Genomic DNA, 22,993 nt, shown 5'->3' on the forward strand with positions numbered 1-22,993 from the left:
CATTGCGCAGTGCAGGCTTTACAATTGCATCCATATTGACGAATGTAAATCTTATGCCACGCAGCTACTTCTGGACCATGTTGTTTCTGATCCTGCATCAAATCGACGCTGCCTATTGGAAAGAGTGGGAGATGTTTGATGTGCCGGGCGGCGTGCAGGGTTTTCTGGTGTTTAATGGCGCGGCCATTGCACTGCTGCTGGTGGGCTACAAGCATGTGTTGCTGGCCAGCGCGCGGGCGCCCTTGTATGCGGCAGTTTGCGCGGCACTGGGCGTGGCCACGTTCCTGATACACGCCGGTTTCGCGCTGGCAGGGCAGGAACAATTCCACTTGCCCCTGTCCGTGGCCATCATCGCGCTATGCCTGTGCGGCGGCGTCTGGCTCTTGTACGATGTGCGCCGCATTCGGGGCGCGCTTGCGCGCCAGGCACAATAACTACACCTCGGCGTGCCAATCGCCGGACTTGCCGCCATGCTTTTCCAGTACGCGCACATTCGTCATGACCATGCCCCGGTCGACGGCCTTGCACATGTCGTAGATCGTCAACAAGCCGATTTGTACGGAAGTAAGCGCTTCCATTTCAACGCCCGTCTTGCCGGTGGTGTCGACCTGGGCGCGGCAGTGCACGCTATTGGCCGCTGCATCCACCTCAAAATCGACGGTGACGCGCGTGAGGGCCAGCGGGTGGCACAGGGGAATCAGGTCGCTGGTGCGCTTGGCGCCCATGATGGCGGCGATGCGGGCGATGCCCAGCACGTCGCCTTTCTTGGCGTTGCCCGACATAATCAATGCCAGGGTGGCGGGTTGCATGCGGATGGTGCCGGCGGCCACGGCGCTGCGGCGCGTGTCTTGCTTGCTGCCCACGTCCACCATATGGGCCTGGCCCGTGGCGTCGAAATGGCTCAGTTCCCCGGCGGGGGCTTGCTTGTCTGCTGTTGTCATGGCGTCAAAATAGGTGAGGAGTGGGGCGCGGCACGCGTGGGAATGGGCGCCGCTAACAAGGTATGATAGCACCCGTGAATTCAAAAACTCCCCTTCCGATCGTCCTTGAAAACGCCGCTGCGGCATGGCTGCGCAGCTCCCGGCGCGCGGCGCTGCTGGCCGCCCTCTGCCTCGCTGCGCCATATGTGCTGGCGCAAACCTATACGTCCGCGCCAGCGGCGCCGACCGCCAGCGTGGCGGCCAAGCCTGCCGCCAGCTGGACGCCCCTGGCCGTGCCGCCGGCGCCGAACCTGCCGAACCTCGGCGATACGTCGCGCGAAGACCTGTCGCCGGCGATGGAACGCAAGATTGGCGAGGAAATCATGCGCGGCATCCGCGGCGACCGCGACTACCTCGATGACGCCCCGCTGCTGGAATACCTGAATACCTTCGGCAACGCCCTCGTGGCGGCGCGCCCCAGCGTGCGCGGCGAAACGAATTACGACTATTTCTTCTTTGCCGTGCGCGATCCCCAGTTGAACGCGTTTGCCTTGCCCGGCGGCTTCATCGGCGTGCACTCGGCCCTGGTGCTGGCGGCGCAAACGGAGGCGGAACTGGCTTCCGTGCTGTCGCACGAGATCGGCCACGTGGCGCAGCGCCATATCGCACGCATGCTGGGCCAGCAGCGCCAGGATGCCCTGATGCCGCTGGCGGCCATGTTGCTGGCGGCGCTCGCTTCGCGCGCGGGCGGCGATGTGGCCATGGGCGTGTTTGCCGCCGGCCAGGGCCTGGCCATCCAGCGCCAGCTCAACTTCGGCCGCGACGCCGAACGCGAGGCCGACCGCATCGGTTTCCAGATCATGGGCGAGGCCGGTTTCGATACCACTGGCATGGTAGCCTTCTTCGGTCGCATGCAGGCCGCCAGCCGTTCGTACAGCGACCTGATGCCCGCCTACCTGCAGACCCACCCGCTGACCACCGAACGCATCGCCGACATCCAGGCGCGCATCCGCGAACAGCCCTACAAGCAGCGCGCGGACAGCCTGAGTTTCCACCTGGCCCGGGCGCGCGCCCGCGTGCTGCAGGATGACAGCGTGCAAGGCCTGTTGAATGCCAAGGCGGTCTTCAAGACGCAGCTGGAACAGCAAAGCCGTTTCCAGGTGACGGCCGCCCACTATGGCTTGTCCTTTGTCGCCGTCAAGCAGGGCAAGCCGGCGGAGGCCCAGGAGGAACTCGATGCGGCCAATGCCGCCCTGCACCAGCCGGCCGGGCCGAATGTGTTGACCTCGGGCGGCACGCAGGCCCCCAATTCCCTGCTGGCGGCGATGGGGCTGGAAGTGCTCTTGATGCCGGCGCAAAAGAAGGAAGTGGCGCAACAGGCTTTGAAGGCGGCCGATGCGGCGCGCCAGCAGTTTCCCCTCTCGCGCGGCATTGCCCACCAGTATGCGCAAGCGCTGATGGCGGCCGGCAAGCTGGAACAATCGACCTTGTATCTGCGCGAACAGGTGCAGCTCTACAAGGAAGAGCCGGAACTGTACGATTTACTGGCGAAAGCCTATGCGGACCAGGGCAAGATGACCTTGCAGCACATGGCGCTGGCCGAATCCTACGTGCTGCAGGGCGCCACCATGGCCGCGCTGGACCAGCTGACGATCGCCCGCAAGTCGACGGACGCGACTTTTTATGACCAGGCCGTGATCGATGCGCGCGAGCGCGAGCTACAGGAAAAACGCCGCGAACAGATCAAGGACCAGAAGGGCTAGTTTTTATTCGGCTCGTGGCGCGCGCTGGAAACCAAAGCGCTGCGCTACGTTGGCATAGGCCAGCGGCTGCACGGCAATCTCCTTGCCTTCATGCACTAACATCAAGTTGCCTTGAGGCTGTTCCAGCCAGGCCAGCAGGGCCTCGTCGCTCAATACCAGCCCGTCCAGGCGCAGCGCAGGCAGCACCTGGGCCATGTCGCGGTCGTCGACCTGTGCCACGATGTCGCCATGGCGCAAGATCAGCGCGCCGTTGTCGCACAGGTAAGCCTGCTCGATTTGTGTCAGCGGTGCGCCTGTCTGCAAGATAAATCCGTGCTGCGGATCACTGCGGGCGATATACGGTGTCGCTTCCAGATTCAAATAAACGCGCTGCGGGCCATTCTGGAAAAACCAGCAACCGCGTTCGTCATGGTCGTAATTGCGGTGGATAAAGTTCAACAGGGCCACATGGGCGATCTTGTCGCCGGGCAGTTGTTGCTGTTGCGCATGCTGGTCGCGCATGCGCCAGTGGCCGCGCGCGTCCAGGCCCAGCCAGCCGTAGCAGTGGGGTACGTTGGGCCATTTGGCCAGGGCCTGTTTGACGAGTTCATCCATGTGTAGCGTTTCCTGTGTGAGTGCGCGCAGCGTCAGCGTGACAGGTTTGCGGTGCGGCCGGCGCCGGGTTGCCGCTTTCAAAAAAATGCATCAGCCGTTGCGGCAGCCAGCGTGTGCTTCCCGGCAACTTGCCTGCGGCAAAGCCGACGTGGCCGCCGTGGCGCGGATATTCGAGCGCGACCTTGGGCGCGGCATGGCGCGGCAAGAAGCGCCCGGGCAGGAAAGGATCATTTTGCGCATTCAGCACCAGGGTCGGCACGGTGATGTCCTGCAAGACGTGCTTGGCGCTGGCGCGGTGCCAGTAATCGTCGGCGTCGCGGTAGCCGTGCAGGGGCGCCGTGACGACATTGTCGAAGGCGTGCAAGTCGCGCGCGGCCAACATGGCGTCGCGCGCAAACAGGCCGGGAAACTGTTCCAGCTTGGCCAGGCATTTCGGTTTGAGCGTGTTCAGGAACATGCGTGTGTAGAGCCGGTTGGCGCCGGAGGACAGGGCCTTGCCCCCTTGCGCCAGGTCCAGCGGCGCGGACACGGCCGCCGCCGCATCGATGAAATCGGCCTGGTGCTGCGACTGGCCCAGCCAGCACAGCAAGGCGTTGCCGCCCAGCGAGACGCCGGCCGCGTAAAATTTTCCCGTGGCGCGCGGACGCAATCGCTGCACGATCCAGTCCACTTCCTGCGCATCGCCCGAATGGTAAAAGCGCGGCGCCAGGTTGGCTTCGCCCGAGCAGCCGCGAAAATGCGGCACGGCGCCCGACCAGCCGCGCGCGGCCACTTCGCTCATCAGGGCGCGCGCGTAATGGCTGTTCGATGAGCCCTCCAGCCCGTGGAACAGTACCACGAAGGGCTGGCCTGGCTGGCCGTCGACCAGGTCGACGTCGACGAAGTCGCCATCGGGCGCTTGCCAGCGTTCGCGGCGGAAGGCCACGGCCGGCTTGGCGAGGCACACGGCCGGATAAATCGTCTGCGCGTGGCCGCCAGGCAGCCAGAGCGGGGCGGTATAGGGCACGTTGTATTTAGGAGGCAAAGACATCAGTGCAGGATCTGCGCCCCCGTGCTGTCGGCCGGCGCGCCACCGGGAGCGATGGAGGCGTGGTGCAGCACGATGCGCCAGCCGCGCGGCGTTTTCACATACACATTTGTGGCCAGCAGGTGCGCCGGGCCGCCTTCTTCCTGAGTGACGCCTTCGATCACCGTGTGCACCGAGCTCATCAAATTGTGTGTCTCATGCAACTGTGCCGGCACGATGTGCAGGCCGCCACCCGCCAGTATGCTTTCCCACGAGGCGCGGATGGCGGCATGGCCGATCAGGCGCGCGCCGCCCGGGTGGATGCAGACGATCTCTTCATCGTCGGCCCACAGCGCCATCAGCGCTTCGAGGTCGGCGCGGTGCAAGGCATCGTAGAACGCCGCTTCGACTTCCGCGGCGCTGCCATTGAGTTCTTTCAGACGTTTCATGACGACTCCGGCTTGAGCGGTACAGCTAGTGTGTAAATGAAAACGGCGCGCTGGGGGCGCGCCGCTGGGCAGTTTAATGATGGCCGGCGCTGGCGCCTTCCTTCAGGGTGTAGGCCGTGCCGCAGTAAGGGCACTTGGCGATACCGTCCTTGTTGAATTCCAGGAACACGCGCGGATGCGACGACCACAGCGGCATGGCCGGGTTAGGGCAGTGGGCTGGCAAGTCTTTACTGTCGAGTTCGACCGCTGGCTGGGTGGATTTTGTCATCTTGTCATGCTCCGTGAGGCTGTATGGAAGGGAGTCGGCTGCTGCCAAAACCACGATTTTAACGGATTCAGGCAGACAGCAAAAATCATGGCTAAAATGGCGGCTTGATCATCTGCGGCTGCGGCGCTTTTTTTTGTGGAAATTTGGCAGCTGCAGCGCCACACTGACTGGATTTGCCTTGCCGGTATTACCGTTGCGACCATGCGCTGCGCGCACCATTGTTGTGCAGTTACCACAGTGCGCCTGTCGGGGCGCCGCTTGAACGCGGTCCCGGCCGCCAGCGACGATGCCCTGCTGAAAGACGCCTGGCGCGCCGGCCTGAACCTGGGCGCGCCCACCCTGCTGGGCATCGCCGCCTGGGGTATGGTGGTGGGCGTGGCCATGGTGAAAAGCGGCCTGACGCTGGCGCAGGCAGGGGCCATGACCCTGTTCGTCTTTGCCGGCTCGGCCCAGCTCGCGTCCTTGCCCCTGCTGGCCGCGCACGCGCCCGTGTGGGTCATCTTTGCCACGGCCCTCGTCGTCAATTTGCGTTTTGTCATCTTTTCCGTGCTACTGGCCCCCCATTTCGCCAATTTGCCGTGGCGCCAGCGCTTTGCGCTCGGCTATGTGGCCGGCGACATCACGGTGGGCCTGTTCCTGCAGCGCTACCCCCATGAAACGCCGGACCCGGCCAAGCTGCCTTTCCTGAAAGGCTTGATCTACCCCAACTGGCTGGCCTGGCAAATCGGTTCCTTCATCGGTATCGTGCTGGGCGCCGTCGTGCCGGCCGAGTGGGGACTGGGTTTTGCCGGCACCCTGGCAATCCTGTGCGTGACGGTGCCGCTGATTCTCAGCCGCGCAGCCCTGTGCGGCGTGCTGGTGGCGGGCACGGTGGCCGTGCTGGCGTTCAGCCTGCCGTACAAGCTGGGCCTGCTCGTGGCCGTGCTGGTGGGCATGCTGAGCGCCATGGCCGTGGAAGAATGGACAGAAAAATGGAAAAAACGCCATGTTTGACGGCATAGACTGGGGCAGGTCCGACGTGTGGATCGCCATCGCCGTGCTGGTGGTGGCGACGGCTGCCACGCGCAGCACGTTCTGGCTGATCGGTCATCACATCAGCATTCCGCGCCGCGTGGGCGAGATGCTGCGCTATGCGCCGGCTTGCGCGCTGGCGGCCATCATCGCGCCCGACATGCTGATGAACGGGCAGCAAGTGCACTTGGATTTGTCTAATTTGAAACTCTTGTCGGGTATTGCCGCCACGCTCTTTTTTGTGATTCGCCGCAATATGCTGCAAACCATTGTGTTTGGCATGCTGGTTTTCACGGGATTGCGACTGTTGCATGTTTTTCAGTAAAGCAGGACAAATCGGGGATGTGGGCTGGTCATTGCGGTAAAATAGCGCACTTCCTTCCACTCGTCATCTGGATCGCCATGTCAGCTGTTCTCAACTTCATCCGTCTGCAAGATTTGATCGCCCAAAATGCACTGCAAGGCAAGCGCGTGTTTATCCGCGCCGACCTGAATGTCCCGCAAGATGACAGTGGCAAGATCACCGAAGATACGCGCATCCGCGCCTCGGTGCCGGCCATTCGCGCCGCCCTCGACGCTGGCGCCGCCGTCATGGTGACGTCGCACCTGGGCCGTCCGACGGAAGGCGAGTTCAAGCCTGCCGACAGTCTGGCGCCCGTGGCTGCCCGCTTGTCCGAGCTGCTGGGCCAGGAAGTTGCGCTGAAGCAAAACTGGGTCGATGGCGCAGGCCTGGAAAACCTGGCTGCCGGCCAGGTGGTCTTGCTGGAAAACGTGCGCGTGAACAAGGGCGAAAAGAAAAACAGCGATGAGCTGGCGCAAAAAATGGCGAAGTTGTGCGATATCTACGTCAATGACGCGTTCGGCACCGCCCACCGCGCCGAGGCGTCCACCTATGGCATCGCCAAGTTCGCGCCCGTCGCCTGCGCCGGCCCGCTGCTGGCCGCCGAACTCGATGCACTGGGGAAAGCTTTGCACGCGCCAGCCCGCCCGCTGCTGGCCATCGTTGCTGGTTCGAAAGTGTCGAGCAAGCTGACCATTTTGAAAGCCCTGTCCGACAAAGTCGATCATCTGATCGTCGGCGGCGGCATCGCCAACACCTTCATGAAGGCCGTCGGCTTGAACGTGGGCAAGTCGCTGGTGGAAGCGGAACTCGTCGAGGAAGCCAAGACCATCATCGACATCATGGCCAAGCGCGGCGCGCAAGTGCCGATTCCCGTCGATGTCGTGTGCGCCAAGGAGTTTTCGCCTACGGCAGTGGCGACCGTCAAGGACGTCGCTGACGTGGCTGATGACGACATGATCCTCGATATCGGCCCGAAAACGGCGGCCCTGCTGGCGCTGCAGATCGCTGCCGCCGGCACCATCGTGTGGAACGGCCCCGTGGGCGTGTTCGAATTCGACCAGTTCGGCAACGGCACCAAGACCCTGGCGCTGGCCATTGCCGAGTCGAAAGCATTTTCCATCGCCGGCGGTGGCGATACCCTGGCGGCGATTGCCAAATACGACATTACCGATAAAATCAGCTATATCTCGACGGGCGGCGGCGCTTTCCTGGAGTTCCTGGAAGGCAAGACCTTGCCCGCCGTGGAAATTCTCATGCAGCGCGCTGCTTAATTCAGCAGCAGTCAGCCTTTCCGTAGCAAGCGCAGCCTGACCGCTGCGCTTTTACCTTGCCGGGCGGCGCAACCGCCAGGTCTTGCTCAGCTAGCGTCTTGTTGGCGCACAAGGACTCCTATGCCACGTGGTACAAAAATCGTAGCAACAATCGGCCCGGCCTCCACCGACTTCGATATCCTGCTGAAGATGATACGCGCCGGTGTCGACGTGGTGCGTTTGAATTTTTCCCACGGCAAGGCGCAAGACCATATCGACCGCGCCGCGCTGGTGCGCCAGGCAGCGACCGAGTGCGGCCGCGAAGTGGCCATCATGGCTGACATGCAGGGCCCGAAGATTCGCGTCGGCAAGTTTGAAAATAGCCGTATCGAGTTGCAAGCGGGCGAACGTTTCATCCTCGACGCCAAGTGGGGAGAAAACGGCGAACTGGGCAACCAGGAACGGGTCGGCCTCGATTACAAAGCCCTGCCGCGCGACTTGCACAAGGGCGACGTGCTGCTGCTGAACGACGGCCTCATCGTGCTGATCGTCGAGCGCATCGACGGTAGCGAAATCCACACCACCGTCAAGATAGGCGGCGAGTTGTCGAACAACAAGGGCATCAACCGCCAGGGCGGCGGCCTGTCCGCGCCGGCCTTGACGGCCAAGGATATGGAAGATATCAAGACGGCCATGAGTTTCCAGGCCGACTATCTGGCCATTTCCTTCCCAAAATGCGCGACCGACATGGAAATGGCGCGCCAGCTGGCCAATATCGCCGGTGAACCGTACCAGCACAAGCCGATGCTGATCGCCAAGATCGAGCGCGCCGAAGCGATCCCTGCCTTGCAGGAAATTTTGGATGCTTCCGACGGCATCATGGTGGCGCGTGGCGACCTGGCTGTCGAGGTGGGCAATGCGGCCGTGCCGGCCTTGCAGAAACGCATGATCAAGATGGCGCGCGCGTCGAATAAACTGGCGATCACGGCCACGCAGATGATGGAATCGATGATCGTCAATGCCGTGCCGACCCGCGCCGAAGTGTCCGACGTGGCCAATGCCGTGCTCGATGGCACGGATGCCGTCATGACCTCGGCCGAGACAGCCTCGGGCAAGTACCCGATCGAGACGGTGGAAATGATGGCCGCCATCTGCGTCGAAGCGGAACAGTCCGAATACAACAAGCTCGATGCCGATTTCCTCAACGTCACCTTTACCCGCATCGACCAGTCGATCGCATATGGCGCCCTGTTCACGGCCCACCATTTGCGCGTGAAAGCCATCGTGGCGCTGACGGAATCCGGTTCCACCGCCTTGTGGATGAGCCGCCACAACATCGACACGCCGATCTACGCGCTTACGCCCAGTGTGACGACCTTGCGCAAAGCCGCGCTGTACCGCAATGTACGGGCGTATCATTTGATGCAGAACGCCCCCAGCGCGCAAGTGCTGAAGCAGGCGGAAGAGCTGCTTGTGGCGCAGGGCATCGTCAAGAAGGGCGACATGATCGTCGTCACCTGGGGCGAGCCGATGGGCCAGGTGGGTGGTACCAACGCCCTGAAAATTGTGACAGTCGGCCAATTCGAGTAAGTTCTGGTTTAGTTGGAATAATTCAGGCGCCGCCGCAGTAGTTAGTCGCGAAGCGCCGCAACGGTTTCTATTGTTATCTGGAGTATTACCATGTCTCTCGTATCCATGCGTCAACTGCTGGACCATGCCGCCGAAAACGGTTATGGCATTCCTGCTTTCAACGTCAATAACCTGGAGCAAGTGCAAGCCATCATGGCTGCCGCCGATGCGCTCAACAGCCCGGTGATCATGCAAGCGTCCGCTGGCGCGCGCAAGTACGCCGGTGAAGCCTTCCTGCGCCACCTGATCGACGCCGCCGTCGAAGCGTATCCGCACATTCCCGTTGTCATGCACCAGGATCACGGCCAGTCGCCGGCCGTCTGCATGGCCGCCATCCGCTCGGGCTTCACGTCCGTCATGATGGACGGTTCGCTGGAAGCGGACGGCAAGTCGGTCGCTTCCTACGAATACAACGTCGAAGTATCGCGTGAAGTGGTGAAATTCTCGCACGCCATCGGCGTGACGGTGGAAGCGGAACTGGGTGTGCTCGGTTCGCTGGAAACCATGAAGGGCGACAAGGAAGACGGCCATGGCGCCGACGGCACCATGACGCGGGAACAGTTGCTGACGGACGTGGCGCAAGCTGCCGATTTCGTCCAGCGCACCCAGTGCGACGCCCTGGCCATCGCCATCGGCACTTCGCACGGCGCGTATAAATTCACGCGCAAGCCAACGGGCGACATCCTGGCCATCGACCGCATCAAGGAAATCCACGCACGCATCCCGAATACCCACCTGGTGATGCACGGTTCCTCGTCGGTGCCGCAGGAATTGCTGGCCATCATCCGCGAATTTGGCGGCGACATGAAGGAAACCTATGGCGTGCCAGTCGAGGAAATCCAGGAAGGCATCCGTCACGGCGTGCGCAAGATCAACATCGACACCGACATCCGCCTGGCGATGACGGCCGCGATCCGCAAATACCTGTTTGAAAACCCGTCGAAATTCGACCCGCGCGACTACCTGAAGCCTGCCCGTCTTGCCGCCGAGCAAATCGTGCGCGCGCGCATGCAAGCCTTCGGCTGCGAAGGCCAGGCCTCGAAAATCAAGGTCGTCACGATGGAAAAAATGGCCGAGCGCTACAAGGCCGGCGAGCTGTCGCAAATTGTGAAGTAAAATTCTGTCTGGAACGGGCAGGAGGCATGCGCAGACAGCGTATCCTTGTGCCCGATTTTCTCGACCGGCAGGCGCCCCCTGCCTGCCGGTTTCGTTTCATCCAACTATTCCCCCCGCTATGAACAGCCTCTATCAGACTTCCATCCACTCCCTGCCATTGCTGGGCCACGGCAAGGTCCGCGACAACTACGCCGTTGGCGACGACAAGATCCTGATCGTCACCACGGACCGCCTGTCGGCCTTCGATGTCGTCATGAACGAGCCTATCCCCGGCAAGGGCAAGGTACTCAACCAGATGAGCGACTTCTGGTTCGAGAAACTGGGCCATATCGTGCCGAACCACCTGACCGGCGTGGCGCCGGAATCCGTGGTGGCGCCCGAGGAAGTGGCGCAAGTGCAGGGTCGCGCCGTAGTGGCCAAGCGCTTGAAACCCATCATGGTAGAGGCAGTCGTGCGCGGCTACATCATCGGTTCGGGCTGGAAAGATTACCAGGACACGGGCAGCATCTGCGGCATCAAGCTGCCAGCCGGCCTGCAACAGGCAGAAAAATTGCCGGAACCGATCTTCACCCCGGCGGCCAAGGCCGAACTGGGCGAGCATGACGAAAACATCAGCTTTGCTGAAATGGAAGAGCGTATCGGCGCCGAACTGGCCGCCAAGATGCGTGACGTAGCCATTGCCCTGTACCAGACGGCCGCCGAATACGCGGCCACGCGCGGCATCATCATCGCCGACACCAAGTTCGAATTCGGCCTGGACGACAATGGCGTCATGCACCTGATGGATGAAGTGCTGACGGCCGATTCATCGCGCTTCTGGCCCGCCGACTCCTACCAGCCTGGCATCTCGCCGCCGTCTTTCGACAAGCAATTCGTGCGCGACTACCTTGAAACCTTGACCTGGGGCAAGACCGCGCCAGCGCCAGCGCTGCCGGCCGACGTCATCGAAAAAACCCAGGCCAAGTATTTCGAAGCCATCGAGCGCCTGACGGGCGAGAAGCTGAAGGCATAAGATGGCAGAGCAAAACAAACCCTTGGTTGGCGTCATTATGGGGTCGTCCTCGGACTGGGACGTGATGCAGAATGCAGTCGCCATCCTGAAACAGTTTGGCGTCCCGTACGAAGCACAAGTCATTTCCGCGCACCGCATGCCCGACGAGATGTATGCATACGCGAAAAGCGCGCGCGCGCGCGGCTTGCGCGCCATCATCGCCGGCGCCGGTGGCGCGGCCCACCTGCCTGGCATGGTGGCGGCGATGACCATCGTGCCGGTGCTGGGCGTGCCCGTGCCATCCAAGTATTTGCGCGGCGAAGATTCCATGCTGTCCATCCTGCAAATGCCCAAAGGCGTGCCGGTGGCCACCTTCGCCATCGGTGAAGCGGGCGCGGCGAATGCGGCACTGACGGCGGTGGCGCTGCTTGCCGCCAACGACGACGCCCTGGCCGACCAGCTGGAAGCCTTCCGTGCCACGCAAACGGCCGCCGCCAAGGCCATGGTCTTGCCTGAATAATGTGTTTGAAAAATAATGAATAGTAAATCGACTTCCCCATTGCTGCCCGCCGCCCATCCACAGGCGTGGCTGGGCGTAATGGGTGGCGGCCAGCTCGGCCGCATGTTTGCCCAGGCGGCACAGAGCATGGGCTATCAGGTCGCCGTGCTGGAACCGTCCGACGCCTGTCCTGCGGGGCAGGTGGCGCAACGCCTGGTGAATGCCGGCTACAGCGACACGGCCGGCCTCGACGCCCTGGCGGCGCAATGCCTGGCCGTCACCACGGAATTTGAGAACGTGCCGGCCGACAGCCTGTCGCGTCTGGCCAAACGCGTGTTCGTGGCCCCCAACGCGCACGGCGTGTCGGTGGCGCAAGATCGCATCGCGGAAAAGCGTTTCTTTGTTGACAGCGCGGACAAGTCGGGCGTGCTGCCGGCGCCGCACATGGTCATCGCCACGCAGGCTGACATCGACAGCATAGGCGACGACTTGCTGCCAGGTATCTTGAAAACGGTGCGCATGGGCTATGACGGCAAGGGCCAGTTCCGCGTGCGCACGCGCGACGAGGTGCGTGCCGCCTTCGCGGAAATGGGCGAGGTAACTTGCCTGTTGGAAAAAATGCTGCCGCTGGCGTATGAAGTGTCGGTACTCACGGCGCGCGGCGTGGACGGCGAATCGGTCGTGTATCCGATCGCCGAAAACGTACACCGCGACGGCGTGCTGTTTACCACCACCGTACCGGGCCCGAACGTGTCGGACGCCTGTGCCGCCAAGGCGCAGCGGGCGGCGCAAGCCATGGTTGCTGAACTGGCTTATGTCGGCGTGCTGTGCATCGAATTTTTCGTGCTGACCGACGGTAGCCTGGTGGTCAATGAAATGGCGCCGCGCCCCCACAACAGCGGCCACTACACGATGGATGCCTGCGTCACCAGCCAGTTCGCGCAGCAGGTGCGGGCCATGGCGCGGCTGCCGCTGGGCGAAGTGCGCCAGCATTCGCCGGCCGTGATGCTCAACATCCTGGGCGACGCCTGGTTTGCCGACGACAGCGATGCTGCCTGCGAACCGGCCTGGGACCGCATCCTGGCGCTGCCGGGGGCCTGTTTGCATCTGTATGGCAAGGATGACCCGCGCCGCGGCCGCAAGATGGGCCACCTGACCTTCATCGCGGCCACCTTGCAAGAGGCGCAGCAGCGTTTGCGCGACGCTTGCCTGATCCTGGGAATCGCGCCGTGAGCGTGCCCGCACAAGACCTGGACCAGGCCGCCATCGCGGCGGCCGCCGCCGTGCTGGAAGGGGGCGGTCTGGTCGCTTTTCCGACGGAAACCGTGTATGGCCTGGGTGCCGATGCGGAAAACCCGGCCGCCGTGGCGCGCATCTATGAAGCCAAGGGCCGGCCATCGGACCACCCCGTGATCGTGCACGTGGCGCCCGGCGCCGACTTGGCGCACTGGTCGGATGACATTCCCGCCGAGGCACAGCAACTGGTGGCTGCCTTCTGGCCCGGTCCGCTGACCCTGATCGTCAAGCGCGCCGCGCATATTCCCGACGCCGTCTCCGGCGGCCAGGATACGGTGGGCTTGCGCTGCCCGTCGCATCCGGTGGCTATCGCATTGCTAGGCACTTTCAAGGGCGGCAAGGGTGGCCTGGCGGCGCCGTCGGCGAACAAATTCGGCAATGTCAGCCCCACCACGGCACAGCATGTGCGCGATGAATTCGCGGCCGAACTGGCTGGCGGCTTGGTGGGCGCGGTACTCGATGGCGGGCAGAGCGACGTGGGCATCGAGTCGACCATCGTCGACCTGTCGCGCCTGGCGACGCACGGTCCCGTGCTGTTGCGTCCCGGCCATATCAGCAGCGAGCAGATCGCCGCCGTCATTGGCCGCGCACCGGCCGTGGCCGATGCGGCTGCGCCGCGTGCCTCGGGCACCCTGGAATCACATTACGCGCCACACACGCCTGTTGCGATGCAGCACAGCGATGACGTGAGCGCCACCTTGAACCGCCTGCTCAATGACGGGCGCCGCGTGGCCCTGATCCACTACTCGGATCTGCCGCCGGCCAGCGCCAGCGTGCGCCTGGCCGCGACCCCGGAAAACTACGCGCATGCGCTGTATGCCTCGCTGCGCACGATGGATCAGGTTGGCGCCGAACTGATACTCGTCGAAGCACCACCCACCGGCCCCGAGTGGCTGGGCGTGAATGATCGCTTGCGGCGTGCCGCTTTCGGTTCCAGTGGCATCTTGCAGCAGTTTCTGTCCGCATCATGAAAAGCCCCGCAAGGGGCTTTTTCTTGATGCAGCGCAATAGAGATGCTTGCCACGAAACATCTTAAATCCTCCATAATTCATCCGATCGCCCGCTCGAGACAGGGCGCTGTCGGTGTTGTTATTTCGTTGATTTTTAAAACATATTTTCTATACAAGCCTACAGAACGATGGCATATTAGTTGGGTAGCGAATAGCACGCCCGTTCGTTTAGAAACCAGAAAAAAAGACCGAGGAGACAAAATGCATCAAACAAAATTCGCGCTGGCCGTGCTGGCTGCGGCTGTCCTGGCAGGTTGCGGCGGCGCCAGTGGCGGTGATCAAGCCTTGAAAGTCAAATACACGGCGCAAGTGTCGTTCGGCGACAGCCTGTCCGATGTCGGTTCGTATGCCGTGGGCACGGTGCTGGCAAAAGGTGGCGGCAAGTTCACCATCAATGGTGACAATACCAAGATCAATCCTGAACTGACGGGCAAGAACTGGACCGAGCATCTGGCCGCGCAATTCGGCCTGGCCGCGCCATGCGCCGCCGAGACTGGCCTGGAAGGCAATGCCTTGAAGGGCTTGGCCGTGCCGCGCGTCAAGCATGCCGGCTGCTACGGCTATGCCATGGGCGGCTCGCGTGTGACCAATCCGGTTGGCCCGAACAACAAGTTGACCGGCAGCGAGCTGGGCGCCCTGACCGTACCCGTGGTGACGCAGATCGCGAACCACCTGGCCGTGTCCGGCGGCAAGTTCAGCGGCACGGAAGCCGTGTTCGTGATGGCGGGCGGTAACGACGTGCTGTACCAGCTGGGCGTATTGCAGGCCGGTGCGACGGCTGCTGGCCAGGCGGCTGGCGCGACCGCTGGCGCGCAGGCTTTTGTCACCAACCTGGCGACGGCACTGGCCGCTGGCGCTACCGTTCCCGCCACGGCGGTGCAGGCCATCGCTGCGGCCATCATCGCGGAAAATGCACGTCCCGGCCACACGGACGCGTCCGTGGTGACTGCTGCTGCCACTGCCGCTTTCATGGCGGGCAATAGGGACGCGCCGACACTGGCCGCCGCAGCGGCGGCCAAGGCCAAGGCCGACGCCACTGTCACTGGCAATGCCGCCGGCGCCAAGGCCGGTGCCGATTACGCTGCGGCGAATGGCCCAGCGCTGGTTACGGCGATGGGACAGGCCGGCAAGGAGCTGGTGGTGCTGGTGAAGGAGCAGATCATCGCCAAGGGCGCCAACTACGTGATAGTCAACAACCTGCCGGATGTGGCCGGTACGCCATCGGGCCTGGGCAAGGACGCCAATACCAAGGCGCTCATCAATGCCATGGTCAGTGCCTTCAATGGCGAACTGAGCGGCGGCCTGAGCGGCAATGCGAAGGTCTTGCTGGTCGACGTGTTTGCCGTCAGCCATGACCAGGGCGTCAATCCTGGCCCGTATGGCTTGACCAACGTCAGCGAGACGGCGTGCGACTTGAGCGCGCCAGGCAATATCCTGGGTAGCTCGCTGGTGTGCAATGGCACGAACCTGAAAGCGGGCGACGTCAGCCATTATTCGTATGCCGACGATGTGCATCCTACGCCGTTCAACAACCTGTTGCTGGCCCGTTATGTGGCCAAGGACATGGTCGTGCGGGGCTGGCTGTAAGGGGGCCGCGCCAGCTGCGTCTGCGGGACGTGGCTGGCGTCGATAGTGACAAGACTCGATAGCGGAACACTCCGCACATAATGATCAGGAGACAAGATGAAGAATCGTTTGAATACCGCTGTACGCGTGCTGGCCGCCGCTGCCGCAATGGCCATGGCGACGGGCGCTTCGGCGCAAAGCGCAGGCACCTGGATGGCCAAGGTCGGCATCAACAAGATCACGCCGCACGTTGACAGTGGCGATATTTCCGCACCGGCCTTGCCGGGCACGAAGGCAGATGTCAAGGCGGATACCAAACCCATCCTGACCTTTGCCTACATGATCACGGACAATATTTCCGCTGAAATGATCCTGGGCGTGCCGTACAAGCATGACCTGATCGGCGACGGTGCCATCAAGGGTACAGGCAAGCTGGGCACGGCGGAAGCCTTGCCGCCGACTGCCTTCATCCAGTACCGTTTCTTCCAGCCTAACGCGATGATCCGTCCCTACGTGGGCGCTGGCTTGACGTATGCCTATTTCCAGAAGGAAACCGGCTCGGGTCAGATGACGGCCTTGCTGGATCCGGGTGGAAAACCAGTGACTTACCGCATGGACAACAAGCTGACAGGCAGCCTGGTGGTCGGCAGCACCGTGGCCTTCAACGAGCGCTGGTTTGCTGACGTGGCCGTGGTCAAGACCTACCTGAAAACCAGGGCGAAATTCTCGACGGGGCAGACGCAGGACATCAAGCTCGACCCGCTTGCCGTGAGTATCAGCATCGGGTACAACTTTACCCTGTAAAACAAAAAATCCGCCTCGGCGGATTTTTTTTGTCCCGCTCAGGCAGGCGGTGTATTGAACTTTCCATTGTGGAAGATCAAGGGCGGCTGCGCGGCAAACGCGCATTGCTCCACTTCGCCCACGAAAATGACGTGGTCGCCTTCCGGATAGCGGCTGCGGTTATGGCATTCGAACCAGGCCGACGCGCCTTTCAGGATGGGCTGGCCCGTGCGCGACAGTTCGTAGTCGACGTCGTCGAAAGGATTCGGCGTGCGGCGTGCAAAGCGCTGCGCCAGGTCCGCCTGGTCGGCGCCCAGCACATTGATGACGTAATGCGAGTTGCCGCTGAAGATGGGCATGCTGTTCGCCACGGAACCGAGGCTCCACAGCACCAGCGGTGGCGATAGCGAGACGGAATTGAAGGAACTGGCCGTCAAGCCACGGAAACTGCCGTCGGCCAGGCGCGTGGTAATGACCGTGACGCCGGTGGCAAACTGCGACAATGCCTGACGGAAATGTGTCGTATCGAATTCTTGCGCTGGCGCGCGGGGAGAGCGTGTGTTCATGGGTGACCTGTCTATTTGCTGACATTATGCCAAAAATCGGCCGCGCCAGCGCAATCGTGGCCGGCAGGCCTGTCGCTGCGGCGTGGCACGCGCCGTTTCAGGCGGCGTTGCAGGCCATGGCGCTTCGCGTGACAGTGCTGAAATGATCCGTCGCAGGAGCGTTGCGGGAGGGCATCATGCAGCAGCAGACGGACGTGGCGGTACTGGGCGGTGGCTGTTTCTGGCGCCACGCTGCCAGGTACGCGGAGGTGCGCGGCGTGATGCGCGTCGCATCGAGCTACACGCGCGCCGGCCTTGTCTCCTGCGCATACATGTAGTTGCGCGACCAGGGCAGGCTGGAGGAGCGTCGGCCTGCCTTGACGCACACGATCTGGTATAGGCTGATCAGGTCTTGCTCGAAGGCATAGGCGCAGCCGGCCAGGTAGACGTGCCAGATGCGAAAGCGCCGTTCGCCCGCCAGCGGACGAATTTGTTCGGCATGGGCTTCGAAATTTTCCGTCCACAGGGCGCAGGTGCGCGCATAGTGGCGGCGCAGGTTTTCCACGTCCAGCACTTCCAGCCCCCCCTGCTGCATGGTCTTGAGCACATTGCCAATGTGCGCCAGTTCGCCATGGGGAAACACATATTTTTCGATGAATTCGCCGCCGCCATACGGCGTTTCGCCATTCTCCGGGTCCGTGGAGGTAATGCCGTGGTTCATCGCCATGCCGTCCGGCGCCAGCAGCTTGTTGATGATGCTGAAATAGTCGCGTAAATGCTTGAGGCCAACGTGCTCGAACATGCCCACGCTGGTAATGCGGTCGAACTGACCGGCCACGTCGCGGTAGTCTTGCAGGCGAATCTCGATCAGGTGGGCGAGGCCGGCCGCCGCCACGCGCTCGCGCGCCAGCGCATACTGGTTTTCTGACAGCGTCACGCCCACGCAGCGGGCACCATATTGCTGTGCGGCGCGGATGACCAGCGCGCCCCAGCCGCAGCCGATGTCGAGCAAGGTCTGGCCCGGCTGCAGCTGGATTTTCTTCAGGATATGGTCGATCTTCTTGACTTGCGCCTGCTCCAGCGTTTCATCGCCGTGTTCAAAATAGGCGCAGGAATACACCAGCGCGGGGTCGAGAAACTGTTCATAAAACGCGTTCGACACATCGTAATGGTAGCGGATGGCCTCGGCATCCTTGCTCTTGTCGTGCGTAAAGCTGCGCACGATGCGGGCCAGCTTGCCTTCCGGTTTTAAGGTGTTGCGCGCCAGCGCATTGCAGACGGAAATCATGTCCTGGGCTGTGCCCCTGACTTCGATATTGCCTTCCACATAAGCCGAGCCCAGGTTGGCCAGCGAAGGATTGAGCAGATAGCGGGCCGAGGCGATGGTCGGCAGGCGGATGGTGACGCGTGGCGCTTCGCTGGACAGGTCGACATGCTGGCCGTTCCACAGTTCTATGCGTAGCGGCAAGGCGGTCTTGCTGCGGATGCTGGCGATCCAGGACGTGAGTTGGTTTTGTACGAACAAAATGGCCTCCAATGAAGCGGCCCCTGCTGGGGCCGCAAATTGAGAAACAATGTTAGTTAGTAACTTCTGAACTCATAGCCTACTCTTATATTGACCAGCTTGCTTTACACGCGTGTTGACGTTGCGCTTAAGGTTGCAAGCGCTGCATGTTCCATTGCCCGTCAGCATCACGCGTAAACACGATGCGGTCGTGGAAGCGCGAACGGCGCCCCTGCCAGAATTCGATGCGTTCCGGCTGCAAACGGTAGCCGCCCCAGTGTGCCGGGCGGGGCGGCGGGGCGTCGCCGATGGCGGCGGAAACGGCCGCGTAATTGTTTTCCAGCGCGGCACGGTCGGCGATGGGGGCGCTTTGCTGCGAAGCAATCGCCGACAAGCGGCTTTGCAGTGGCCGCACATTGAAATACTCGTCGCTTTCGGCCGCCGTGGTTTTCACCACCGTGCCTTCGATGCGCACTTGCCGCTCCAGCTCACCCCAGAAGAACAGCAGGGCGGCATGCGGATTGTGCTCGAGCTGCTGGCCCTTGTCGCTCTGATAATTCGTGTACCAGGTAAAGCCGCGCTCGTCGAACTGCTTGATCAGCACGATGCGCGAGCTGGGTTTGCCGTCGTGACTGACGGTCGCCAGGCTCATGGCGTTCGGCTCCATCACCTGGGCCTTGACGGCCTCGGCAAACCATTTCTGGAACTGAGCGATGGGATCGGCAAGCACATCCGTCTCGCTCAGGCTCGATTGCACGTAATCGGTGCGCATGGCCGCCAGCACGGCGGCCGCGTCCGGCTGGGCGGCGGCGGGCGCCTCCGGCGCGATGCCGCGGCGGCGCTGCATGGCCGTGCCCAACTGTTCCATCTGCTGCGCGCTGAACAGGCGCTTGGCCATGGGCGCCAGCTGGCCCTCTTCCTTGTTCATGTGGGCCTGGTAGGCGGCAACATAGTCGCGCACGCCATGGGCCGACAATTGCGTGCCCGTGCCGGCCGCGATGGCGTCCAGTTCCGGGCGCAGGGTCAGCCAGGCCTGGTCCATGCGCTGGTGGTCGGCGAGGATCTCCGGCACCAGGGTCACCAGCACGGCCGCATCGGCGCCCGTGGCCGTCGCTTGCAGCATGGGCATCAAGTCCTGCTCTTCATCGTCATGGTGCAGATGGGCGGCTTTATTGAAATATTGCAACACCGCCCTGGCCGCCTGCTGCGCGTCCGCCGTGTTGCCGTGTTGCACCAGGTGGGCCAGCAGGTTTTGCAGGGTCGTCAGTTGCTTGCGGATCTTGTCGTGGCAATGTTTGAGCACGGCGATGGGCTGGTCAAAGCCGGGAACGGAGTCGAACAGGGGAGAGGTCATGGCGAGTTCTCGTGGTGGGCGGTGTGGGGGCGCGGCGACGGTTTGGCTTGTCGCTGTGTCAATTCGGCTATTTTAGAATATCTGCCAGCGCAGTGTCCGTTAAAATGGCGCCATGCATACCTCCACCAATGAACTAATTTCCATGGACTTGACCGAGATCGATTTTGAGCGGCGTTTCGGCGGCATTGCCCGCCTGTACGGCGCCCCCGCGCTGGCGCGCTTCCGCGCCGCGCACGTGTGTGTGATCGGCGTGGGCGGAGTCGGTTCCTGGATCGTCGAAGCGCTGGCGCGCAGCGCCATCGGCCGCCTGACCTTGATCGACCTCGACAATGTTGCCGAATCGAACATCAATCGCCAGATCCAGGCCATGAGCGACACCATCGGCAAGGCCAAGATCACGGCCCTGGCCGAACGCATTGAACTGATCAACCCGTTTTGCCAGGTCACGCAGATCGAAGATTTCATTAGTCCTGAGAATCTGGAACAGTTGCTGGGCGGGCGCGATTTTGATTACCTGGTCGACGCCATCGACAATGCCAAGGCCAAGGCGGCCGTGATCGCGTATTGCCGCGCGCGCAATGTCCCCATGCTGACCATCGGCAGCGCGGGCGGGCAAACGGACCCGACCCTGATCGCCGTGCGCGACCTGTCGAAAACGGAGCAGGAACCGCTGCTCAAGCGCGTACGCAAGCTGCTGCGCACCGAATATGGTTTTCCCCGTGGCGTGAAAAACAAATTCAATGTCGACGCGGTGTTTTCCATGGAACCCTTGAGCACGCCTGAAAGCGCGGAAGCGTGCGCCATCGATGGCACGCCCGCCGGCGTCACGGGCTTGAATTGCGCCGGCTTCGGTTCCAGCGTGGTGGTGACGGCCAGCTTCGGCATGGTGGCGGCCGCGCATGCGCTGAAAAGCTTGCGCCAGGACAAATTGGCCGCTGTGGCGGACGCCGCCTAAGTCAGTTTTCGGCTGGCCAGGATGCGGTAGTCGCCGCTGCGCTTGATCGATTCCACCAGCACCAGTTCGTCCGCCTGCCAGGCGACGGGCGCGAAGTCCTGCTTTGCTGGCGGCGCCTGGCGCGCCAGGGTCACGTGCGGCGTAAAGCGGTCGTGTTCGAAGCGGGGCGCCAGCCCCTGTTGCGCCAGGCCGTGCATGCAGGCCGCGCGCAAGTCCAGCAAGGCGGGCGAGGGCTGCGCCAGTGCGGCCCAGGCGAGCGCCAGCTTGGGAAAGTGGCTGGCGTGATCGAACACCAGTGGCATGGCGCGCGCCGGCAGTTGCGCCAGGATGTCGAGCAGGGCCGGCAGCTCGCTGGCAGGGCGCTGGCCCAGGAAGGCCAGGGTCAGGTGCAGTTTGTCCGCGCGCACGGGCTTGCCTTGCAAGCGCGCCTGCCAGGCGGCCAGGGCCGCGCGCGTGGCCGCGTCGGGCCACAGGGCGTAAAACAGGCGGGGGCAAGGTGCATCGGGCGACAAGTTTTTCCTATCGTTGCGGCGGTTTGCTATTATTGGCCTTCCCTGCCGGTTGGCTGGCGCAGGGATCTCACCGAAACTCACTGAAAGAATACATCATGACGCGTAGCTCCGTTTTGTTTGCCCTGATCTGCTCCGTCGCCGCGTCGCTGGCGCAGGCACAGGCGCCAGCGCCCGTTCCCGCCTCCGCCGTCTCGCTGAGCCCCGGTCCTGTCGCCGATAAATTGATCCTGATCGACAACAAGGTCGGCACGGGCAAGGAAGCGTCCGTCGGCAGCAACGTCACCGTGCACTACACGGGCTGGCTGTATCGCCCCCTGGCGAAAGATTCGCGCGGCAAGAAGTTCGACAGCTCCGTGGGCCGTGGCCCGTTTGACTTCCCGCTCGGCAAGGGTATGGTCATCAAGGGTTGGGACCAGGGCGTGGCCGGCATGAAAGTGGGCGGCAAGCGCACCCTGATCATTCCAGGCGAACTGGCCTACGGCCCGCGCGGCGCCGGCAATGGCGACATTCCACCGAACTCGGCACTGATCTTCGACGTGGAATTACTGGACGTTAAGTAATTGTTCAGTTTCGGCAGCGCACCACGTGCGCTGCCGTGAAAAAGCGGTAGACTGGGATTTTCTGATATAGCTGTGGAGACTCCCATGAACATCGCCAACGACGTCACCGAACTGATCGGCAACACGCCCCTGGTGCGCATCAACCGCATCGCTGCCGACTGCAATGCCACCATCCTGGCCAAACTCGAATTCTATAATCCCGCGCATAGCGTCAAGGACCGCATCGGCCTGTCCATGATCGTCGCCGCCGAAGCCGCAGGCAAGATCCATCCCGATACCGTCATCGTCGAACCCACCAGCGGCAATACGGGCATCGCGCTGGCCATGGTGTGCGCCGCGCGCGGCTACCGCTGCACCCTGGTCATGCCCGACACCATGAGCCGCGAGCGGCGCATCCTGCTGCGCGCCTACGGCGCCGAGCTGGTGCTCACGCCCGGCAGCGAAGGCATGCTCGGTGCCATCCGCAAGGCCGAGGAGCTGGTGGCGGCCGACCCGCGCTACCTGATGCTGCAGCAATTCAACAATCCCGCCAATCCCGCCATCCATCGCGCCACGACGGCCGAGGAAATCTGGCGCGATACGGATGGACAGGTCGACATCGTCGTCGCCGGCGTGGGCACGGGCGGCACGATTACCGGTATCGGCGAAGTGCTGAAGGAACGCAAGCCTGGCCTGCAAGTGATTGCCGTGGAACCGGAAGCGTCGCCGATGCTGTCGAAAGGCACCAAGGGGCCGCACCCGATCCAGGGCATCGGCGCCGGTTTCGTGCCGCAGATCCTCAACACGGCCATCTACGACGAAATCATCTGCGTGAAGAATGACGACGCGTTTGCCACGGCGCGCCTGGCCGCCAGCGACGAAGGCCTGTTGGTCGGCATCTCGTCGGGTGCCGCCCTGTGGGCCGCGCTGCAAGTGGCGCGCCGCCCGGAAAACGCGGGCAAGACCATCGTCACCATCATCCCGTCGTTTGGCGAACGCTACCTGAGCACGGCTTTGTACGCGGGCCTGGGCGACTGAGAGCCTATCCCAGTAGATACATCCCCTGCTGGCGCCCCTCAGAAGCGGGGAC

At 62.8% G+C, this 22,993-nt stretch carries 26 protein-coding genes; 17 read left to right on the top strand and 9 right to left on the bottom strand.

The window, feature by feature from the left end; genetic code table 11:
- Positions 1-53: 53 nt before the first annotated feature.
- The gene (locus K0F85_RS07105) at positions 54-434 is read left to right on the top strand and encodes a DUF6713 family protein (RefSeq protein WP_219115315.1); all 381 of its coding nucleotides are present in this window, start codon (positions 54-56) and stop codon (positions 432-434) included.
- Here the strand turns inward: K0F85_RS07105 and moaC are convergent, their stop codons facing one another.
- Positions 435-941, bottom strand: coding sequence for a cyclic pyranopterin monophosphate synthase MoaC (gene moaC, locus K0F85_RS07110; RefSeq protein WP_219115317.1), 507 nt, complete (start codon positions 939-941; stop codon positions 435-437).
- Positions 942-1,093: 152 nt separating this feature from the next.
- Here moaC and K0F85_RS07115 point away from each other — a divergent pair, with 152 nt between their 5' ends.
- Positions 1,094-2,683: a M48 family metalloprotease gene (locus K0F85_RS07115; protein ID WP_219115608.1), complete on the top strand. Its 1,590-nt coding sequence runs from the start codon at positions 1,094-1,096 to the stop codon at positions 2,681-2,683.
- A 3-nt stretch (positions 2,684-2,686) separates the two neighbouring features.
- On the opposite strand, the gene K0F85_RS07120 is transcribed toward K0F85_RS07115, so the two are convergent.
- The 4 genes from K0F85_RS07120 to K0F85_RS07135 all read right to left on the bottom strand — a co-directional run bounded on the left by K0F85_RS07120 (position 2,687) and on the right by K0F85_RS07135 (position 5,000).
- The gene (locus tag K0F85_RS07120) at positions 2,687-3,277 is read right to left on the bottom strand and encodes a DUF2946 family protein (protein WP_219115318.1); all 591 of its coding nucleotides are present in this window, start codon (positions 3,275-3,277) and stop codon (positions 2,687-2,689) included.
- Positions 3,270-4,307, bottom strand: coding sequence for a YheT family hydrolase (locus K0F85_RS07125; protein WP_374198644.1), 1,038 nt, complete (start codon positions 4,305-4,307; stop codon positions 3,270-3,272). The genes K0F85_RS07120 and K0F85_RS07125 overlap by 8 nt, the downstream gene beginning before the upstream one ends.
- Positions 4,307-4,732 carry a nuclear transport factor 2 family protein gene (locus tag K0F85_RS07130; RefSeq protein WP_219115320.1) on the bottom strand — a complete coding sequence of 142 codons (426 nt, stop codon included), beginning with the start codon at positions 4,730-4,732 and terminating at the stop codon, positions 4,307-4,309. Before K0F85_RS07130 ends, K0F85_RS07125 begins: the two co-directional genes overlap by 1 nt.
- Before the next feature lie 73 nt (positions 4,733-4,805).
- A complete protein-coding gene (locus K0F85_RS07135; RefSeq protein ID WP_219115321.1) occupies positions 4,806-5,000 on the bottom strand; it encodes a zinc-finger domain-containing protein in 195 nt (64 codons plus the stop codon).
- A gap of 258 nt (positions 5,001-5,258) precedes the next feature.
- Here K0F85_RS07135 and K0F85_RS07140 point away from each other — a divergent pair, with 258 nt between their 5' ends.
- The 11 genes from K0F85_RS07140 (at position 5,259) to K0F85_RS07190 (ending at position 16,515) form a co-directional block, all read left to right on the top strand.
- Positions 5,259-5,993: an AzlC family ABC transporter permease gene (locus K0F85_RS07140; protein WP_219115323.1), complete on the top strand. Its 735-nt coding sequence runs from the start codon at positions 5,259-5,261 to the stop codon at positions 5,991-5,993.
- Positions 5,986-6,336 carry an AzlD domain-containing protein gene (locus K0F85_RS07145; protein ID WP_219115324.1) on the top strand — a complete coding sequence of 117 codons (351 nt, stop codon included), beginning with the start codon at positions 5,986-5,988 and terminating at the stop codon, positions 6,334-6,336. The genes K0F85_RS07140 and K0F85_RS07145 overlap by 8 nt, the downstream gene beginning before the upstream one ends.
- 77 nt (positions 6,337-6,413) lie before the next feature.
- Positions 6,414-7,625 carry a phosphoglycerate kinase gene (locus K0F85_RS07150; protein WP_219115325.1) on the top strand — a complete coding sequence of 404 codons (1,212 nt, stop codon included), beginning with the start codon at positions 6,414-6,416 and terminating at the stop codon, positions 7,623-7,625.
- A gap of 120 nt (positions 7,626-7,745) precedes the next feature.
- Positions 7,746-9,194, top strand: coding sequence for a pyruvate kinase (gene pyk, locus K0F85_RS07155; protein ID WP_219115326.1), 1,449 nt, complete (start codon positions 7,746-7,748; stop codon positions 9,192-9,194).
- Between the two features lie 90 nt (positions 9,195-9,284).
- A complete protein-coding gene (fba, locus tag K0F85_RS07160) occupies positions 9,285-10,349 on the top strand; it encodes a class II fructose-bisphosphate aldolase (RefSeq protein ID WP_102121243.1) in 1,065 nt (354 codons plus the stop codon).
- A gap of 118 nt (positions 10,350-10,467) precedes the next feature.
- Positions 10,468-11,361 carry a phosphoribosylaminoimidazolesuccinocarboxamide synthase gene (locus K0F85_RS07165; protein WP_219115327.1) on the top strand — a complete coding sequence of 298 codons (894 nt, stop codon included), beginning with the start codon at positions 10,468-10,470 and terminating at the stop codon, positions 11,359-11,361.
- A gap of 1 nt (position 11,362) precedes the next feature.
- Entirely contained in the window at positions 11,363-11,860 is a 498-nt protein-coding gene (gene purE / locus K0F85_RS07170) for a 5-(carboxyamino)imidazole ribonucleotide mutase (protein WP_219115328.1), read from the top strand.
- Positions 11,861-11,875: 15 nt separating this feature from the next.
- Positions 11,876-13,072 carry a 5-(carboxyamino)imidazole ribonucleotide synthase gene (locus K0F85_RS07175; protein WP_219115329.1) on the top strand — a complete coding sequence of 399 codons (1,197 nt, stop codon included), beginning with the start codon at positions 11,876-11,878 and terminating at the stop codon, positions 13,070-13,072.
- Entirely contained in the window at positions 13,069-14,106 is a 1,038-nt protein-coding gene (locus K0F85_RS07180) for an L-threonylcarbamoyladenylate synthase (protein ID WP_374198645.1), read from the top strand. The genes K0F85_RS07175 and K0F85_RS07180 overlap by 4 nt, the downstream gene beginning before the upstream one ends.
- Positions 14,107-14,346: 240 nt before the next feature.
- Complete coding sequence (locus tag K0F85_RS07185) at positions 14,347-15,732, top strand: SGNH/GDSL hydrolase family protein (RefSeq protein WP_219115330.1); 1,386 nt, start codon at positions 14,347-14,349, stop codon at positions 15,730-15,732.
- A 96-nt stretch (positions 15,733-15,828) separates the two neighbouring features.
- The gene (locus tag K0F85_RS07190; RefSeq protein ID WP_219115331.1) at positions 15,829-16,515 is read left to right on the top strand and encodes an OmpW family protein; all 687 of its coding nucleotides are present in this window, start codon (positions 15,829-15,831) and stop codon (positions 16,513-16,515) included.
- A 38-nt stretch (positions 16,516-16,553) separates the two neighbouring features.
- On the opposite strand, the gene K0F85_RS07195 is transcribed toward K0F85_RS07190, so the two are convergent.
- A complete protein-coding gene (locus K0F85_RS07195; RefSeq protein ID WP_219115333.1) occupies positions 16,554-17,060 on the bottom strand; it encodes a flavin reductase family protein in 507 nt (168 codons plus the stop codon).
- Between the two features lie 176 nt (positions 17,061-17,236).
- On the opposite strand from K0F85_RS07195, the gene K0F85_RS07200 reads away from it, so the two are divergent.
- The gene (locus K0F85_RS07200) at positions 17,237-17,377 is read left to right on the top strand and encodes a peptide-methionine (S)-S-oxide reductase (protein ID WP_219115335.1); all 141 of its coding nucleotides are present in this window, start codon (positions 17,237-17,239) and stop codon (positions 17,375-17,377) included.
- On the opposite strand, the gene K0F85_RS07205 is transcribed toward K0F85_RS07200, so the two are convergent.
- Complete coding sequence (locus K0F85_RS07205; RefSeq protein ID WP_219115336.1) at positions 17,338-18,564, bottom strand: cyclopropane-fatty-acyl-phospholipid synthase family protein; 1,227 nt, start codon at positions 18,562-18,564, stop codon at positions 17,338-17,340. The two genes, K0F85_RS07200 and K0F85_RS07205, sit on opposite strands and share 40 nt — an antisense overlap.
- Before the next feature lie 127 nt (positions 18,565-18,691).
- The gene (pdxH, locus tag K0F85_RS07210; protein WP_219115338.1) at positions 18,692-19,897 is read right to left on the bottom strand and encodes a pyridoxamine 5'-phosphate oxidase; all 1,206 of its coding nucleotides are present in this window, start codon (positions 19,895-19,897) and stop codon (positions 18,692-18,694) included.
- A gap of 112 nt (positions 19,898-20,009) precedes the next feature.
- On the opposite strand from pdxH, the gene K0F85_RS07215 reads away from it, so the two are divergent.
- The gene (locus tag K0F85_RS07215; protein WP_257572588.1) at positions 20,010-20,852 is read left to right on the top strand and encodes a tRNA threonylcarbamoyladenosine dehydratase; all 843 of its coding nucleotides are present in this window, start codon (positions 20,010-20,012) and stop codon (positions 20,850-20,852) included.
- Here the strand turns inward: K0F85_RS07215 and thpR are convergent.
- Positions 20,849-21,364 carry an RNA 2',3'-cyclic phosphodiesterase gene (thpR, locus tag K0F85_RS07220; RefSeq protein WP_219115339.1) on the bottom strand — a complete coding sequence of 172 codons (516 nt, stop codon included), beginning with the start codon at positions 21,362-21,364 and terminating at the stop codon, positions 20,849-20,851. The two genes, K0F85_RS07215 and thpR, sit on opposite strands and share 4 nt — an antisense overlap.
- A 95-nt stretch (positions 21,365-21,459) precedes the next feature.
- Between thpR and K0F85_RS07225 the strand changes: the two genes are divergently transcribed.
- Positions 21,460-21,924 carry an FKBP-type peptidyl-prolyl cis-trans isomerase gene (locus K0F85_RS07225; RefSeq protein WP_034746152.1) on the top strand — a complete coding sequence of 155 codons (465 nt, stop codon included), beginning with the start codon at positions 21,460-21,462 and terminating at the stop codon, positions 21,922-21,924.
- An 84-nt stretch (positions 21,925-22,008) separates the two neighbouring features.
- A complete protein-coding gene (cysK, locus tag K0F85_RS07230; RefSeq protein WP_219115340.1) occupies positions 22,009-22,941 on the top strand; it encodes a cysteine synthase A in 933 nt (310 codons plus the stop codon).
- Positions 22,942-22,993 lie beyond the last annotated feature (52 nt).

It is taken from the genome of Janthinobacterium sp. UMAB-56 (assembly GCF_900095265.1).
Classification (GTDB): domain Bacteria; phylum Pseudomonadota; class Gammaproteobacteria; order Burkholderiales; family Burkholderiaceae_D; genus Janthinobacterium.

Excerpts from the sequence above, each read along its gene's own strand:
- K0F85_RS07105 (WP_219115315.1), top strand. The coding sequence starts at position 54 with ATGCCACGCAGCTACTTCTGGACCATGTTGTTTCTGATCCTGCATCAA.
- moaC (WP_219115317.1), bottom strand. The coding sequence starts at position 941 with ATGACAACAGCAGACAAGCAAGCCCCCGCCGGGGAACTGAGCCATTTC.
- K0F85_RS07120 (WP_219115318.1), bottom strand. The coding sequence starts at position 3,277 with ATGGATGAACTCGTCAAACAGGCCCTGGCCAAATGGCCCAACGTACCC.
- K0F85_RS07125 (WP_374198644.1), bottom strand. The coding sequence starts at position 4,307 with ATGTCTTTGCCTCCTAAATACAACGTGCCCTATACCGCCCCGCTCTGG.
- K0F85_RS07130 (WP_219115320.1), bottom strand. The coding sequence starts at position 4,732 with ATGAAACGTCTGAAAGAACTCAATGGCAGCGCCGCGGAAGTCGAAGCG.
- K0F85_RS07135 (WP_219115321.1), bottom strand. The coding sequence starts at position 5,000 with ATGACAAAATCCACCCAGCCAGCGGTCGAACTCGACAGTAAAGACTTG.
- K0F85_RS07145 (WP_219115324.1), top strand. The coding sequence starts at position 5,986 with ATGTTTGACGGCATAGACTGGGGCAGGTCCGACGTGTGGATCGCCATC.
- K0F85_RS07150 (WP_219115325.1), top strand. The coding sequence starts at position 6,414 with ATGTCAGCTGTTCTCAACTTCATCCGTCTGCAAGATTTGATCGCCCAA.
- pyk (WP_219115326.1), top strand. The coding sequence starts at position 7,746 with ATGCCACGTGGTACAAAAATCGTAGCAACAATCGGCCCGGCCTCCACC.
- fba (WP_102121243.1), top strand. The coding sequence starts at position 9,285 with ATGTCTCTCGTATCCATGCGTCAACTGCTGGACCATGCCGCCGAAAAC.
- K0F85_RS07165 (WP_219115327.1), top strand. The coding sequence starts at position 10,468 with ATGAACAGCCTCTATCAGACTTCCATCCACTCCCTGCCATTGCTGGGC.
- purE (WP_219115328.1), top strand. The coding sequence starts at position 11,363 with ATGGCAGAGCAAAACAAACCCTTGGTTGGCGTCATTATGGGGTCGTCC.
- K0F85_RS07175 (WP_219115329.1), top strand. The coding sequence starts at position 11,876 with ATGAATAGTAAATCGACTTCCCCATTGCTGCCCGCCGCCCATCCACAG.
- K0F85_RS07185 (WP_219115330.1), top strand. The coding sequence starts at position 14,347 with ATGCATCAAACAAAATTCGCGCTGGCCGTGCTGGCTGCGGCTGTCCTG.
- K0F85_RS07190 (WP_219115331.1), top strand. The coding sequence starts at position 15,829 with ATGAAGAATCGTTTGAATACCGCTGTACGCGTGCTGGCCGCCGCTGCC.
- K0F85_RS07195 (WP_219115333.1), bottom strand. The coding sequence starts at position 17,060 with ATGAACACACGCTCTCCCCGCGCGCCAGCGCAAGAATTCGATACGACA.
- K0F85_RS07200 (WP_219115335.1), top strand. The coding sequence starts at position 17,237 with ATGCAGCAGCAGACGGACGTGGCGGTACTGGGCGGTGGCTGTTTCTGG.
- pdxH (WP_219115338.1), bottom strand. The coding sequence starts at position 19,897 with ATGACCTCTCCCCTGTTCGACTCCGTTCCCGGCTTTGACCAGCCCATC.
- K0F85_RS07215 (WP_257572588.1), top strand. The coding sequence starts at position 20,010 with ATGCATACCTCCACCAATGAACTAATTTCCATGGACTTGACCGAGATC.
- K0F85_RS07225 (WP_034746152.1), top strand. The coding sequence starts at position 21,460 with ATGACGCGTAGCTCCGTTTTGTTTGCCCTGATCTGCTCCGTCGCCGCG.
- cysK (WP_219115340.1), top strand. The coding sequence starts at position 22,009 with ATGAACATCGCCAACGACGTCACCGAACTGATCGGCAACACGCCCCTG.